The 15,915-nt window shown below is 39.4% G+C and carries 11 protein-coding genes, 2 tRNA genes and 1 pseudogene; 11 read left to right on the top strand and 3 right to left on the bottom strand.

Annotated elements, in window-relative coordinates:
* The first annotated feature begins 31 nt into the window (after positions 1–31).
* The 7 genes and pseudogenes from CVT00_RS07025 to CVT00_RS07000 all read left to right on the top strand — a co-directional run bounded on the left by CVT00_RS07025 (position 32) and on the right by CVT00_RS07000 (position 5,777).
* Complete coding sequence (locus CVT00_RS07025) at positions 32–538, top strand: YqhA family protein (protein WP_107914555.1); 507 nt, start codon at positions 32–34, stop codon at positions 536–538.
* 92 nt (positions 539–630) lie between these two features.
* A complete protein-coding gene (gene hemE / locus CVT00_RS07020) occupies positions 631–1,653 on the top strand; it encodes a uroporphyrinogen decarboxylase (RefSeq protein ID WP_107914553.1) in 1,023 nt (340 codons plus the stop codon).
* Positions 1,643–2,557 carry a radical SAM protein gene (locus CVT00_RS07015; protein ID WP_107914551.1) on the top strand — a complete coding sequence of 305 codons (915 nt, stop codon included), beginning with the start codon at positions 1,643–1,645 and terminating at the stop codon, positions 2,555–2,557. The genes hemE and CVT00_RS07015 overlap by 11 nt, the downstream gene beginning before the upstream one ends.
* 3 nt (positions 2,558–2,560) lie before the next feature.
* Positions 2,561–3,379, top strand: a complete 819-nt coding sequence (locus CVT00_RS07010; protein WP_107914549.1) for a pyridoxamine kinase — start codon at positions 2,561–2,563, stop codon at positions 3,377–3,379.
* A gap of 148 nt (positions 3,380–3,527) precedes the next feature.
* Positions 3,528–4,322, top strand: a pseudogene (locus tag CVT00_RS10500) (cache domain-containing protein); the annotation flags it as partial.
* A 15-nt stretch (positions 4,323–4,337) separates the two neighbouring features.
* The gene (locus CVT00_RS10495; RefSeq protein WP_430516361.1) at positions 4,338–5,492 is read left to right on the top strand and encodes a methyl-accepting chemotaxis protein; all 1,155 of its coding nucleotides are present in this window, start codon (positions 4,338–4,340) and stop codon (positions 5,490–5,492) included.
* A 210-nt stretch (positions 5,493–5,702) separates the two neighbouring features.
* Positions 5,703–5,777, top strand: a tRNA-Asn gene (locus CVT00_RS07000).
* Positions 5,778–5,962: 185 nt separating this feature from the next.
* On the opposite strand, the gene CVT00_RS06995 is transcribed toward CVT00_RS07000, so the two are convergent.
* Positions 5,963–6,751: a hypothetical protein gene (locus CVT00_RS06995; protein WP_107916027.1), complete on the bottom strand. Its 789-nt coding sequence runs from the start codon at positions 6,749–6,751 to the stop codon at positions 5,963–5,965.
* Between the two features lie 363 nt (positions 6,752–7,114).
* On the opposite strand from CVT00_RS06995, the gene CVT00_RS06990 reads away from it, so the two are divergent.
* From CVT00_RS06990 to CVT00_RS06975, 4 genes are read left to right on the top strand one after another with little or no spacing between them, the layout of a single operon-like run.
* The gene (locus CVT00_RS06990) at positions 7,115–7,600 is read left to right on the top strand and encodes a PepSY domain-containing protein (protein WP_103559104.1); all 486 of its coding nucleotides are present in this window, start codon (positions 7,115–7,117) and stop codon (positions 7,598–7,600) included.
* Between the two features lie 46 nt (positions 7,601–7,646).
* On the top strand, positions 7,647–8,261 hold the full coding sequence (locus tag CVT00_RS06985; RefSeq protein ID WP_103559105.1) for a hypothetical protein: 615 nt from the start codon (positions 7,647–7,649) through the stop codon (positions 8,259–8,261).
* Between the two features lie 32 nt (positions 8,262–8,293).
* Positions 8,294–8,953 (top strand): response regulator transcription factor, encoded by a 660-nt coding sequence (locus CVT00_RS06980; protein ID WP_103559106.1) that lies wholly within the window; start codon positions 8,294–8,296, stop codon positions 8,951–8,953.
* On the top strand, positions 8,937–10,280 hold the full coding sequence (locus CVT00_RS06975; RefSeq protein WP_103559107.1) for a sensor histidine kinase: 1,344 nt from the start codon (positions 8,937–8,939) through the stop codon (positions 10,278–10,280). Before CVT00_RS06980 ends, CVT00_RS06975 begins: the two co-directional genes overlap by 17 nt.
* Positions 10,281–10,354: 74 nt before the next feature.
* Here the strand turns inward: CVT00_RS06975 and CVT00_RS06970 are convergent.
* Positions 10,355–10,430, bottom strand: a tRNA-Phe gene (locus tag CVT00_RS06970).
* A gap of 126 nt (positions 10,431–10,556) precedes the next feature.
* Positions 10,557–15,860: a hypothetical protein gene (locus CVT00_RS06965; protein ID WP_107916025.1), complete on the bottom strand. Its 5,304-nt coding sequence runs from the start codon at positions 15,858–15,860 to the stop codon at positions 10,557–10,559.
* Positions 15,861–15,915: the final 55 nt, after the last annotated feature.

The raw sequence follows: 15,915 nt of genomic DNA, 5'->3' as shown, positions 1-15,915 counted from the left end.
CCTTTTTTAAATTTCATAAAAAGGGTTTTTATTGCGTAAAATATTCGAGAGAATTTTGCTTGCAAGCAACAGCTTCACGCTTTTTCCAGTGATCTTTGGACTTTTAGGTGCGATCGTGCTTTTCATCATCGCAAGTTATGATGTCGGCAAGGTGCTTTTAGAGGTTTATAAATATTTCTTCGCTGCAGATTTTCACGTTGAAAATTTCCACTCAGAGGTCGTTGGTGAGGTCGTTGGAGCGATCGATCTATACTTGATGGCGCTTGTTCTTTATATATTTAGCTTCGGAATTTACGAGCTTTTCATCTCAGAGATCACACAGCTAAAGCAGTCAAAGCAGAGCAAGGTGCTTGAAGTGCATTCGCTTGATGAGCTAAAAGACAAGCTTGGCAAAGTGATCGTCATGGTTTTAATCGTAAATTTCTTCCAAAGAGTGCTTCACGCAAACTTCACAACACCGCTTGAGATGGCCTATCTTGCGGCTTCTATCCTAGCGCTTTGCCTTGGACTTTACTTCCTTCACAAGGGAGATCACTAAAATTTTAAGCGTTTTTACGCTTAAAATTTCTCCTACATCTTTTCTTTAGCTATTTTTGGATAATATCCATTTAAAAATTTAAAGGAAATTTGATGATTTTCATAGACGCTTGTTTGAAAAAACCGACCCAATATACGCCTGTTTGGATGATGCGCCAAGCTGGTAGATATCTGCCAGAGTATATGGCTGTAAGAGCTAAAGCAGGGGACTTTTTATCACTTTGTAAAGACTATAAAAAGGCTAGCGAGGTCACGCTTCAGCCAGTTGAAATTCTTGGCGTTGATGCGGCCATTTTGTTTAGCGATATCCTTGTCGTGCCTCTTGAAATGGGCATGGATCTGCGCTTTGAAAAGGGCGAGGGACCAGTTTTTACAAAGCCTTTGCGTGATGAGACCGCACTTGATGCGCTTAGTATCGAAAGATCGGTTAAAAGCTTAGCATACGTCTATGACACGATCAAGCTTACAAGAGAAAATTTGGCTAAAGATAAGGCGCTCATTGGCTTTTGTGGCGCGCCGTGGACGATAGCTACATATATGATAGAGGGTGGCGGCAGCAAAAACTATGCGGTCTGCAAAAAAATGCTCTACCAAAATCCAGAATTTTTACATCAAATTTTAGAAAAAGTGACGCAAGCGCTCATCCTTTACGTCAAAGAGCAGATAAAAGCTGGCGTAAATGCGGTGCAAATTTTTGACAGCTGGGCGGCTGCACTTGAAGAGCAGGCATATTTTGAGTTTGGATTTAACTATATAAACAAAATAGTTGATAGCGTAAAGGCTGAGTTTCCAGAGATCCCAGTCATCGTTTTCCCAAAAGGTATAAGCGGATATCTGGATAAAATTTCAGGTAAATTTGACGTTTTTGGAGTTGATTGGAGCACGCCGATCGAACTAGCGAAAGAAAAACTTAGCCCAAGATACGTCCTTCAGGGCAACATGGAGCCAACAAGGCTATATAGCAAAAAAGCGATCGATGAGGGAGTTGATAAAATTTTAAGCACGATGAAAGGCGCACCGCACATTTTCAACCTTGGTCATGGGATCTTGCCAGATGTGCCAGTTGAAAACGCAAAATATTTCATAAAAGAGGTTCAAAGAAAAAGTGCAAGATAGCACTATCGTCTTTGGGCCGATAAATTCGCGCCGTTTTGGCATGAGCCTTGGCATCGATCTAAGCCCAAAGCAAAAATCATGCAATTTTAACTGTGTTTATTGCGAGCTAAAGGGCGCAAAGCCAGTTGAAGAGATAGAAAATCCACCAAGTGTTAATGAAATCATAAGCGCTTTAAAAGAAGCTTTAAAAGTTCATCAAAACATCGATGTCATCACGCTTACAGCAAATGGCGAACCAACTCTTTATCCGCACTTAAAAGAGCTGGTGGAAAAAGTAAATGAGATAAAAGGCAAGGCAAAAACTCTCATCCTAAGCAACGGCTCAGGCGTAAGAGATCAAAAAATTTGTGAAGCCTTGCAAGGGCTTGATATAGTTAAATTTAGCCTTGATAGCGCTGTGCAAAGCACATTTAAAAAGATAGACCGCAACAAAAGTGGCATAGAAGTTGGCGAGCTTGTAAAAGCAATGGCTAAATTTCGCAAGGAATTTAATGGCGAGCTTGTGCTTGAAATTTTGGTCGTGGCTGGATTTAACGACAAAGAAGAGGAATTTATAGCGCTTAATGAGGCTATAAATGAGATAGCTCCGCACCGAGTGGATGTGGGCACGATAGATCGCCCGCCAGCTTACAATGTAAAAGGCGTTGATGCTAGTAGGCTTGAAGAGCTAGCAAGCAAGATAAAAGGCGTGCCAGTCACCATAGCTAGGGCTCACAAGATAGAGCAAAAGTATGAATTTAATAAGAGCGAAATTTTAGCCATGCTAGAGCGCCGTCCGCAAACTACGGCAAATGTCGAAGAAAATTTCTCAGAGCACTCAAAGCAAATTTTAAACAGCCTTTTGCAAGACGGCGTGGTTTTTCAAACTAACGTCGCTGGCGTTAAATTTTATAAATTGAGATGATAGATGAAGCGAATTTTAACTATACAAGACATCTCGTGCGTGGGCAAATGTTCGCTCACAGTCGCACTTCCCATAATCAGCGCCCAAGGCATCGAGGCGTGCATCTTGCCAACGGCACTGCTCTCAACACACACTGGCTTTAAAAATTTCACTTTTCGTGATTTGACTGATGAATTTGACGCTATAACGCAGGTTTGGCACAAAGAGGGCATCAGCTTTGATGGAATTTACACTGGATTTTTGGGTAGTTTTAGGCAGCTTGAGCTTATAGAGAAGGTCTTTGCTGAATTTGATAGCGGCTCTTTGCTAAGGCTTGTAGATCCTTGTATGGGCGATAATGGCAAACTTTATCACGGCTTTGATGAGAAATTTGTGGCAAAGATGAGGGAGCTTTGCACAAAGGCTCACGTCATCACGCCAAACATAACTGAGGCAAGTTTTATGTGTGAAAAGTCATTTTTAAGCGAGGGATACGGCGAGGATTACATTTTGGAGCTGCTTGATGGCTTGGCTAGTTTTGGTGCGCAAAAAGTCGTTTTAAAGGGCATTAGATACAAGCAAAATGAGTGTGGCATCATAGCATATGACGCAAAGACGAAAGAAAAAGTGGAGTATTTTCATGAGTATTTACCGTTTCATGCAAGTGGCACTGGCGACATTTTCGCTTCAGTGCTTTTTGGCTCGCTCATAAATGGCGAAAGCATGCAAAATGCTATCAAAAAGGCAGCAAATTTTGTGCTTGAAAGCATCAAGATCACGCTAAAAGATGATAATCGCACAAGATATGGTGTGCAGTTTGAAAAATTGCTTAGAAATTTTTAGCACTTTATGGCAGGAGGTGATTTAAATTTGTGTCATTATAACCCCTCAAAGTGACATAGTTAAAACAAAATTTCAGATTTATTTAAATTAATTTTACTTTTATATAAAAAGTTGAATAATTACGTAAATATTGATCAAGGAGTGATTTATGAAGTCTTTAAGGATTAAAATTTCTGTTATTTTGACAGCTGTGATCGTGCTGCTACTAATCGGCGTTAGCCTCATTAGTTATAACATAGCTCGCAATCTATATACAGAAAAAGTTGTGAAAGATGAGCTACCACTAGCTGTCTCAAACGTTGCAGGTGAGATCGGCTATGCCATAGACAAGATCATCAACACCTCTTATCAGATGACCAAAAATGACTATCTTCTAAAGTGGATCGACGAAGGCGAGCCAAAGGACGGACTAGCAACGCTTTTTAACTACAACACCGACCTTATGAAGGCGTTTAACCTCTCAACGGCGATGTTTGTCTCTGATAGAACACTAAATTACTACACAAATGACAAAATTTTAAAGCAGCTTAGCAAGGACAATCCACGTGATAGCTGGTATTTTGACGTTAAAAACGGCAAAGAGGTAAATTCTCTAAACATCCAAGTCTCAGAAGCTACTGGCTCGCTAACGCTTTATGTAAATAGTAAGGTTGAAAAAGACGGCAAATTTTATGGCGTCAGTGCGATAGGCATGAACCTTGATGACATCGTAAATTTAGTCACTTCAAAAACCATGGGCGAGGGCAGTAAATTCCTAATGGTTGATTCAAGTGGCGTTGTAAAGATAGAAAAGAGCGACAGGGTCGGCAAAGTAAATGTAAAAGACGTCCTTGGCAAAGAGAAATTTGACGTCTTGATGAATAAAAATGGCGGCGTCATCCATCACTTTAACGGCACGAGAAATTTGATAATTGGCTCAAAATATATCCCTAGCCTTGATTGGTACCTATTTGGCGAGATGGACGAGGATGTGCTTTTAAAAGATTTACATACGCTATTTTACTCAGCTATCGGCGTTATCTTAGCAGCGATCATCATCTCTGTGATAGTGTCACTTCTAATGTCTTCTTACCTCCTAAAAATCATCCTCAAACTAAAAACAGGCCTACTATCTTTCTTTGATCTACTAAATCATAAGACAAATAAAGCAGAGCCTATAGAGATAACATCTAAAGATGAATTTGGTCAAATGGCAGAGCTAATAAACAAAAATACAAAGGCCATTGAAGATGGTATGAAAGATCAAAGTATCTTCATCCAAAAAGCCAACACCTTTGTAAATGAGATAAAAGATGGTAACTATGAAGCAAGCTTAGAAGCTGATACAAACAACCCAGCTCTAAATCAACTAAAAAGTACATTTAAAGATCTACAACTTGCTCTTAAAAATGCAATATCAAGTAATGGTAAAGATGTACTTGATCTACTAAACACTTATAAAAACCAAGACTTTACAAAAAGACTTGATGATGATGGTAAGATAGCAAGTGGTATAAACTCTCTAGGCATAGAAATATCTAAAATGCTAAATGACAATCTAAACCAAGCTCAAGTACTAGAAGAAAAAGCTAAACTTCTAGCAAGCTCAGTTTCTAAAGTAGCAAGCTCAGCAAACACTCAAGCAAATAGCTTACAAGAAAGTGCTGCTGCAGTTGAACAAATGTCTAGCTCAATGAATGCCATCTCTCAAAAGACAGCTGATGTTATAAGACAATCAGATGAAATTAAAAACATCATAACTATCATTAGAGATATAGCAGATCAAACAAACCTTCTAGCTCTTAATGCTGCAATTGAAGCTGCACGTGCAGGAGAACATGGTAGAGGATTTGCCGTTGTTGCTGATGAAGTAAGAAAGCTAGCTGAGAGAACTCAAAAATCTCTAGGTGAGATAGAAGCAAATACAAATGTATTAGCTCAATCAATAAATGAGATGAGTGAATCAATCAAAGAGCAAAGTGAAGGCATAAATATGATAAATCAATCAGTTGCTCAAATAGATAATCTAACAAAAGAAAACGTAGTAATTGCTAACCAAGCAAACGAAGTAACATCAGAAGTAGATGAGATGGCTAAAGCTATAGTTGAAGAGGTTAGGAAGAAGAGGTTTTAAAAACACTTATTCTTTAGAGTTTTAAATAAGCTCTTATTTAAATAAAACTACCAAAATAAAACGATCTTGCTTTGGTAAAACTCTAAACCACTCAGGCAATTTGCTTGAGTGGTTTTAAATATATATTTTATTAGAAAAATGGCTAAAATTTTTAGTTATTTAAGCTATTTTTAAATGATTGCTAACTATAATACGACTTCTTTTAAGTGTTCCGGATTAGCTCAGCGGTAGAGTAGGTGACTGTTAATCACTTGGTCGCTGGTTCGAACCCAGCATCCGGAGCCATTCTTCTTTAAAAATCTTTTTAAAAACCCGATTTTAACTATGTTTCAGGAACTTTAAGTTTTCTTTTTTTTGTAATTTTCCCCTTTATTTCCCTTCGGTTTTATTTAATATTTTTAAAATATCTATCCATGATATTAAGGAAATGCAATATAGAAGTATGATCATAATTCTGGTATAAAAGAAGCTTACTCCTCTTTTCTATTCTCTGGTAAAACTAAATGACCATTTTTATCTATTAGGGAGTATTGGACTAATACTATATAAATTAGATCGTGGATTTTATAATTACCATAATCACCAGTATAGTCATCATATTTTCTTAAAAACTCAGCATAAGGATTTTTATCTGTCTTTTTAATACCATTTAGCTCTACTTCTGAATAAAGTATCGGCACATATTTTAAAGTATCTTCAAATACCTCTTTAAAATGTTCATAATCTTCGCCGTAAATTCTTTTAAATAGCTCTTTATCGTTCTCATAAAGCATCAGTGCAAGCTTAGCCATATAGCTTCTATAATATGACCTAGAGCAATGAATAGCACCAGATATGCTAAATGTTAATTTACAATTTTGTTTAAACTCTTTTGAAAATTTATTTATACACTCTTTTTTAGTTTTAGCTATTCTCTCTCTTGCTATCTTTTGAGCTTTTTCTTTTAAATTTGGATTTTCTTTTACGATTAGATTATAAAGATCAGCAAAATAGTTATCTCTAAAAGCAGTACTTCTTGACTGACATATAAAATCTTCTAAAGAGTACTCTTTAAATTTATATTTCTCTTTATCGTCATAGCATTTAAAGCTAGGAGTAATAAAGTCGGTACCATAGTCTGCATCACAAAAAGCTCCACCATCAACCTGCCCATAATCATCGCTAGCCTTTTTGGTAGCTATACTAGGGTTCATAGGCTCAAAAGCACTTAAATTAAGGCTTATTAGAAAGCTTATTAATAGTATGGTTTTAAATTTCATCTTTTATCCTTTATAAATTTATCTTACTCGTGATCGATAATGAAAATTCAGCTATAGCAGAATATTTTTATTGTCTAGCAATAAAATCAAAATCATAGCAGAAATTCTGATTACTCCTTCTTAGTATGTTTGCTTAGTTTGGTGTAACAAGTTGATAAATGCTAAGCTGTAATCTTAAACCAACTTTTTTACTGCTTTATAGTTTTCTTTGATTATTTCTAGGTAAAAACATTTATAGCTAGAAATTTTGTCAGTAGAGTGGTCTTAAAATAAATTTCCATTCATTCATCCTAGCTTCATTTAAGGTTTTTATAATGCGCTCATCCAAACGAAAGTTGGAAATCATAAATAAAAGGATCAAAAATGAAAAAGGTATTAAGCGCGGCAGTTTTAGCAGTAGTTTTAGGAGCGACAAGCTTGCAAGCAGCTATCACATCAAAAGAGGCTTTAAGCATAGCTGAGAAAAACTTCCCAGGCTCAAGCGTCAAAGATATCGAGATGAACGTCAAAAAGGGCGTGACATTTTACAAGATAGAGTCTTTTAAAGACGGAGTCAAACAAGATATCAAGATCGATGCCAACAGCGGTCAGATCGTTAAAGTAGAGAATAAAAATAAAAAACATATCTTGCCGATCGAAGCGGTAGATTTTTCAAAATTTGCTCTTAGCATCGACGAGGCTGTGGCTAAAGCTCAAGCGCTCGAGGCTGGCTGGAGCCTTGATGAGGCAGAGCTTGATAATAAAAATGGTGTTTGGATATACAAAGTAGAGCTTAAGCGCGACAGGAGCGAGAAAAAAGTGATCATAAACGCTCAAACAGGCGAGATAATCAGCAACTACACAAAGTGATCTAGCGCCCTTTTTGGGCGTTAAATTTTTATAAAGATGAAAAAAGATGAGTGAAAATTTAGAGAAAAATTTAAACGATAAAGTTGGCGATCAGGGTTTAGAGAAAAATTTGAACGAAAATTTTAGCCAAAGCGCGAGAGAAAATTTAAGTGAAAATACTGCTAATAAAAATAGTTGCGAAAATTTAGGAGAGAGCGAGCAAAGCCCTGAAAATTTAGATAAAAATTTAAGCCAAGCAGCTCCAAAATGCAAAGCTCAAAATTTCTTTAAAAAAACGCTTGAGCTTTCGCTTCAAGGTGTAGCGGATGCGCTTACCTACACTGGCAAGGCTGGAGTGTGGCTATCAAACGCTTCAAACCACCTAAAAGACGAAACGCAAAGGGCGGAGCTATCAAAGATAAATGAAGAGCAGTCCAAATTTGAAGGGCTAACTCACATCTTGCCAGAAAGAGTTAAAGAGCTCATCTTAGAGCGCCTAAAAGTAGAACCAGAAGATGTGGAATTTGAGCCGATCTATCTAGCGAAAAAACAAAGTTTTGGCACATTTTGCACGGAGTATTTTTATGAGGCAAGGGCTAAATTTAACGGCTTTTTATATGATTTTAAGATAGGCGCAGCAAATGGCGAAATTTTAAATCTAAAAATAAAAAGCCAAATTTGATAAAATAACTGGCAAAACCAAGTGAGGCAAAGATGAAAATTTTAGTCGTCGAGGACGAAAAAGACCTAAATAGCGTCATCACAAGGCACCTTAAGAAAAACGGATATAGCGTCGATAGCGCGTTTAATGGCGAGGAGGCGATGGACTTTACTGCGGTGGCGCACTACGATCTCATCGTGCTTGATCTTATGATGCCAGTGATGGACGGACTTACATTTTTGCAAAAGTCTCGCGCCGCAAAGCTAGCGACCCCTGTGCTGATACTAACGGCAAAAGACGATGTGGACGACGTTGTAAAGGGGCTTGACGCGGGCGCGGATGATTATTTAGTAAAGCCATTTGACTTTAAGGAGCTGCTAGCTAGAGTGCGCACGCTCATTCGCCGAAATAGCGGCAATGCGACTAGTGAAATTTACGCAGGTGAGCTAAAGATCGACCTTTCTAAAAAGTCTGTAGAATTTAGCGGCGAGCAGATCGAGCTAACTGGCAAAGAGTATGAAATTTTAGAGTTTTTGATGCTAAACAAGGGCAGAATTCTAACTCGCGACCAGATCAAAGAGCACGTCTGGGACTTTGACTACACGGGCGGTTCAAACGTCATCGACGTGCTTATAAAAAACATAAGAAAAAAGCTTGGCGAGTGTGATATGATCCAGACTAAAAGAGGACTTGGCTATGTTGTTAAGGATTAAGCAAACGCTTGCAAACATCCCAATAACGGCGCGCGTAACGCTTTGGTACTCGTTTTTTATCATCGTTATCGTATCAGCTCTTGTTGCCATCTCTGCGGTCGTGGCGGATGAAGTTTTTGAGGATGTGAGCCAAAAAAAGCTAGCCAAATCAGTCACCAAAATAGCCAATGATATGGATGAGTTTGAGCCATATGATGATGGGATATTTTTTATAAAATATAACGCAAAAGGCGATGTAGTCGGTGGTCTAGCACCAAAACACTTTCAAATTTCACTTAAAATGAACAGCGGTGCGGTGCGCCTTTATGAAAACGGCGAAAACCGCTTTTACTACTACGATATCGCAGCTAAAGGCAAAGAGCTCTGGGTCAGAGGCGTGATAAATGCGGAGAAATTTTTCAAAAAAGAGGGGCTATTTTTACTAGCGCTTGGCGTTTTTGTGCCGGTTTTATTTGCCTTTGTGCTTTATGGTGGCTATAAAACGATAAAAAACGCGATGAAGCCAGTTTCTACGATGTCAAAAACTGCCCTTGAGATAGGTAGTAACCAGGACTTTTCAAAGCGCATAGACCTGCCTGCTGGCAAAGACGAGCTACACGCACTTGCAAGTGTTTTTAACCAGATGCTTGACTCCCTCGAAAAGGTCTATCAAAGCGAAAAGCAGCTCACCTCAGACGTCTCTCACGAGCTGCGAACGCCGCTATCCGTCATCATGGCTGAGAGTGACTATGCCGCGAGCTACGCGCAAAATTTAGACGAGGCCAAGGAATCACTGGAGGTCATCTCTAGGCAGTCAAGGAAAATAACCTCGCTGATAGATCAAATTTTGGAGCTTTCAAGACTGGAAGCTGGCAGAAATTTGGAGCTAAAAGGTATAAATTTAAGCTCAATCTTGCAAAATTTAGCCAGCGACTATGAGAAGCTAGCAAATGCAAAGGGGCTGAAATTTAGCTACGAGATCGCACCAGAGATTGAAATCTTAGGCGATGAGCTGATGATATCTAGGCTGGTGGATAACCTTTTAAGCAATGCACTAAAATTTGCAGAAGCTAAGATTGAGCTAAATTTAACCCTCACAAAAACGCATGCATTTTTGTCTGTAAAAGACGATGGCTTAGGCATCTCTAAAAAAGATATCGAGCTAATCTGGAATAAATTTTATCAAGTTGAAAGCTCAAGAAATAAAAGCCAAAACAGAGGTAGCGGTCTTGGTCTTGCCATCGCTGCAAATATAGCTAAAATTCATGGCGCAAAGCTTGGTGTAAAAAGCGAAGCAGGAGCTGGAAGCGAATTTTGGGCAGAATTTGAGCTTGTAAATTTAAAATAAGTGTAAAATTAGGCTTTTTAATAAAACTATATTTGATAGAAGTAAAAATGATTGATTTTGAAAGAAAGTTTAAATGGTGGTTAGAGGCAGAATCGAACTGCCGACACGCAGATTTTCAGTCTGCTGCTCTACCGACTGAGCTATCCAACCACCTTGATAAAAGAAATTGGATTATACATTTTAAATATTTAAACTAAGTTTAAAAATATACAGGAAGCTTTTGTTTTTAAGAAATTTAAATCTAAAACTATAAATTTTAGCCTGACAGAGTTAAATTTAATGCACCAAATTTACTACACTTACATCTTTATCTATCTCGATAAAAAATGTTTGTGCGCCAGTTCCGCTACCATATACGCCTTTATAGACTTGATTTAGCGCATGTCCGCTACCATCAATCGCCACTTGGTTGTGCGTATCACCTAAAGCGCTATGCTTTAAATTTAGTGCTGCCACTTCGCTGTCTGTTGCTTGCGTGAAGATAGTGCCTTTGCCCTCTAGCGCCACTTTGTCATTATTGTCGCCTTTGATCTTTAGCACGGTATTTACGCTTTTTAGCCCACCATCTGTTACTTGTGAGTCTATGATATCAAGCACGCTTTTAGCATCCAGTCCTATCGAGACCGCCTGAGTGCTCTTGCTACCAAGCTGTAAAGCTTCAAAGCTCTTTAATTTATCGTTTTTTAGGTCAGCCACTCTGCTAAGATCGATATTTTCAGTAAAGATGAGCGTATCAGCGCCATCTTTTGCGTCTATCTTGTTGCCTTCATAGGTAAAGGTATTGTTTTGATCATCTCCCTCGTGAGTGATCTTGATATTTTTATCTATCTCAACGAAAAATGTTTTTGTGCTAGTTCCATCGGTGTATGTGCCTTTGTAGACGTGATTTACTGGAGTGTCGTAGGAGTCGATAATTGGCTTACCGTTTGCATCTTTATATGTTTTCCATACATCTGGGTTATGCGTTGGATCTGGCTGGAATTCTCTTACATGTCCGTTACCATCAGTTTCTACTTTATTATAGCTACCACCTATGGCTTTGCTGTGCTTCCAGTTTAGCAAAGTGACCTCTTCGTTTGTTGCTAATTCAAATTTATTTGTGCCATCGTTTATTAGTTTTACGATATCGTTGCTATCTCCTAGTATCTTTAAAACAGTATTTATGCTTTCAGTGCCAGATACGGTTGTTAGGGTTGAGTATTCGCCCTCTGTTATTCTTGTTGTTCTAGAGTCTATTATGTCAAGAACATTTTTTGTGTTAAATGATATTGAAACAGCTTGATTTTCTGTGCCTAATTGCAGGCGTTCGAAGCTTTTTAGATTATCATTTAAATTACTCACCTTTTCTAGTTTTGTATCTTCAACAAATATCAGCTTATCAACGCCACCTTTTGCGTCTATATTCTTGCCATTGTAGATAAATACATCGTTTAGGTTGCTACCTTCAAGGCTATCATTATTGTGTTTTAGATGTATTACTTTGTTGAAATCATCCGCATCATCACCAAAATATTTTGCTGGTTTGCTTGTATCTTTTTCTTGATTTATTAAACTTCTATACCCCTTTTTACCAGCTATAAGACCATCTTTTTCATCGCTAACATATCCTTTATCATGTAGAGCTTTTACATAGCTATCACTAAAAAGGTGTGTGCCGCTTCCTTGTGAGCCTATGATTTTATAGTCGCTAGCATTTTGTGACCTTTTTTTGATCATTATGTCTAAAAATGTATCTTGCGTCCTATCAACATAATCAACCTCTATCCTATAAAATCCTTTTTTAAGATTATAAATATGATTGCCTCCGTGAGGACCATTGTCGCCTGAACCAAACCAATATGCCCACTTTCCAAAACTTTCATCTGCTATTTTTACATCCACCATATCTTGAAAGTGTTTTGCAGCTATATTGTATTGGCCATCTTCTTTTATGTATATCCAACCTTTCATTTTCATGATCAGATCAGTTCCTATAGGCTCCGCCTCCTCAAGGACGTAGTTTCCTGTCTTGTTTAGATTATAATGCGCCCCAGTGTGATCGGTATCGCTTGCTTCTGGAGAGTGTCCTACTTTTGCTATATCGTTTGTGTTTAGCTCACCTGCGTGTGGTCTTGTTGATTTTAGCTTCCAGTCTTTACCTCCTTGAAAAGAAAGCTCATTATAAGTTGTAGTAGCACTTACGCCAGTTCCTGCCCATTTGGTCCATGCCTCATAGTGATTTGCTACGTGGTATCCATACCCTCCAGGAGAGATATTATCCGCTCTTGGACCAGTCGTAACTGCTGGGTCGTATGACCAAAATTCTGTATTTGTGCAGTCAAAAAACCACATATCAACATCAAGGCCTTTGTTTGCCACCATAGTCACGGTTTGAACGGCTAAATTTCCCGCATCATCTAGTCTTTCAACGATGTAGTTTTTGCTGCCAGTGTTTTGCGCTACGTTAAAGCTTCCAGAGTAGCTTAAATTTCTATCAAGTGTAAGTGTCGTCTTCTCAGATGTCTCAGCGTCTATGACCTCTACATCTTTTGATTTTTCATCGTGTGGATTGTTTGCAGCTTCGCCTTTACCGCTAAAATTTATAGCGTAGTTGCCAGAGCCGTTTTTTATATTATCAAAGTCAGATTCTATTAGCTTGTCAGGCTTTGAGTCAAGATCGACTGTGATAGTTAGGTTATCATCTCTTTGAGGCACGCCGTCAGTCCCCACGTAGGTGGCGTCTATGATATGGTGCGTTCTATCTAGCTTCTTGCCAGCTTTTTCAAAGTCTGCTATGACGGTGTTGTTCTCGATCTTGGCTATAAAGCTATCACTTACATTTGCGTTTTCGTCTTTTATCTCGATTAGCACGTAGCCTTTGCCGTCACTTGTGGTGTCAGGCTTATTTATACCAAATTTAATGTATGGCTGTTCGTCATTTGTAAGAGCGATGTTGTAGTTTATCTTTTGGGCCAGATTTGACTCATACTGGCTTGTCGAGATGATATGCTCGTAGTCCTCTTCGTTTAGGTATTTTGCGGAGTGGATATCAGCATTATCTATCTTTGTAACAAGCTTTACATCGTCTATGTAGTCCAGCACGCCAAAGGCAAATAGCCTGCCACTTGAAGTGCCAGAGATTGCACTTCCATCATCTTTTATAAGGGTTGCATCGACTAAGGTCGGACGCTTGCTACTTACTATCACATCTGGTATGGTGATAGCTCCATCACTTATCACTTTTATATCGCTTGGGTCTTTTTTGTTTATCATATGCACGCCATCATCGTCTAGGATGTAGCTTACGGTTGATTGTTTGTTGGTAAGCGGGTTTAGGATGCTTATCTTTAGCTCATCTTTTGGCACTGCGCTACTTGGGAGATAGACCTTTACATCAGAGGTCGTTATGGCTCCAGTGGTGTCATCTATGAGCCCATCTCCGTCAGCGTCTTTGACAAATTTCGCCACTGGGCTGTCACTAAATTTTATCTCATTTGTGTCGCTCTCGCCTTTGTTGCCAGCCTTATCCATCATAGTCGTCGTTATACTTGTGGTTTTGCCATGCTCTATTGGCACTGTGATCTTAAATTTACCATCATTTAGCGGCACTTCATTGTGATCAGGGGCGATTATCTTGCCGTTAGTATATGTGTAAATTTTGTGCGTTTTGCTGCCGTCTGGGTTGGTGACATCGATGGCTATCTTATCGCCTTCTTTTATCACGCTTGGGATTTTTATAGAGGCCTTGGTTTTTGTTGGGTCACCGTCATTGTATCTGTTTTCTGAGGTATCTATCCTGCCATCTGGTGTTCTATTGTTATGTCCTAGGTCACTATCAAAGCTTATCTTGGCTGATTTTACAGGAGGAGCTACTACGACGCTTGGGGTGGTTTGGCTACTTGTGCCATTTGGTTTTGGCGTGCCATGCTCGTCATTAACCGTTGTGCTTATAGATACACTTGAGCCAGGTGTCACTGGCACGCTTACGCCTGGCACTTCAAATTTACCATTAACTATTGGCACTACTACGCTTGGGTTATTTTTATCATAGACGCTTGTGCCATCGTCGCTTACTACAAATTCTTTTGGCGAGCCACCTATGTTTATAGAGACGCTCTCTTTTGGCTTTATAGTGCGAGGTAAATTTATCTCAACCTTTGAAGTGCCGTCTCCTATCTCGTTGCTACTTATTAGCCCATCGCCGTTTTTATCAGCTGTTAGCGTCACTTTGACGGTGTCACTTACATTGCTGCTTGGTGTAGTGCTTGTGGCTGAGACGTTGCCAAATTTATCAACTACGCCAGTTTCTATGCTGCTTCCTGCCGTGATGTTTGCGATATTTGGCACGCTAAAGCTAACCGCGCCATTTTCATCGGTAGTAAATGTATAGGTATTGCCGTCCTCGTCAGTTGCTGTGCCATTTTCTTTATCTAGCGTAAATTTCTTCTGGGTTGGTGGTTTGCCCGGTTCATTTAGCTTAAACGTGATCTTATCTCCAGTGCTAAGCTCGTCAGGCACTACAAATTTCATACCGCTAGTTTGCGTGCCGCTGCCATATCCTAGCTCGGTCGCATCTATCACGCCGTCGCCATTTTTATCAAGATCAAGCGTGGCTGTCACTTTTGAGATGGCTGGCGTGTCGTTTAGCTCATAGGCAGTTGGCGGCGCGGTAAATGTTCTGCCTCCAGTGGTGTATGAGCTTGTCACGGTCGTTTTGCCATGGTTTAAAATTTCAACCCCAGTGATCTCTGCTTTGCCATTTACGATAGGTATAGGAGGCGCTCCAGTGGGCATGCCGGTGCTATCAACTGGGATTAGCTCGTTTGTTATCGTATTCACTTTGTAGTTGCTAGTTTTGCCACCACCTTTCATGTTTGTCTTTATCGTGATGATGTCACCATTTTTAGCAACGTCTGGGATATCAACGCCTATGCTTGTGATGATTTTCTTGCCATCAGGAGTTTTTGGTAGTGAGTTTAGCTGCGCTCCTCCTAAAAAGCCCTTTTTCTCGCCAGTGTCGCTTGTAAGGTTAAAATTTAGCACGATGTTTGGCTCTGGTGGTGTAAAATTTAGGTTTTCGGCGCCAAATCCAGCGTATGAGACCCCGCCGATTTTTGCCTCGCCAACTGGCCATTTGACCTCGTCATGCCTAGCTTCAAGAGCGCGCAAACCAGTGTAGAAGTCATAGATATTTGAGTAGTGGCCACCTAGTTCAAATTTGATGCCACCACTGCCCACTGAAGCAGAGTATTGCGATGATGAGCCGTGAGGAGATAGCTCTTGATGGGAGATTTGATCATCGTCATTTGCGTGTTCTTTATGGTTTTCAAGGATGTTTGCGTTTTTTGGGATGACTAGCTCGCCTTTGTGCTCAGCAAAGACATTTATAGTGTGAAATACCGAGCTAAAGCCGACATAAGCCTTTTCACCGTCATCAAAAGCAATGGTAAGGTTCGAGTTTTCGCTCGTTTTTATATCATCACCAAGGTAAATTTCATCGCCTTTGTGTAGCACCCTCATAGTGCCGTCCCTGCTTATGGCGATGGCTTCACCCTTGATCTTTTTGATAACGCCGATCCTTATGGCGTCAAAATTTGGCATTTCTTCATCCCTGTAAAATGTGTGTATTGTAATATCGGAAAATCTCTTAAAATTT

Source organism: Campylobacter concisus, assembly GCF_003048675.2.
Taxonomy (GTDB): Bacteria; Campylobacterota; Campylobacteria; order Campylobacterales; family Campylobacteraceae; genus Campylobacter_A; species Campylobacter_A concisus_F.
The sequence above is the reverse complement of the archived record's forward strand: the minus strand, read 5'-3'. Positions and strand labels throughout refer to the sequence as shown.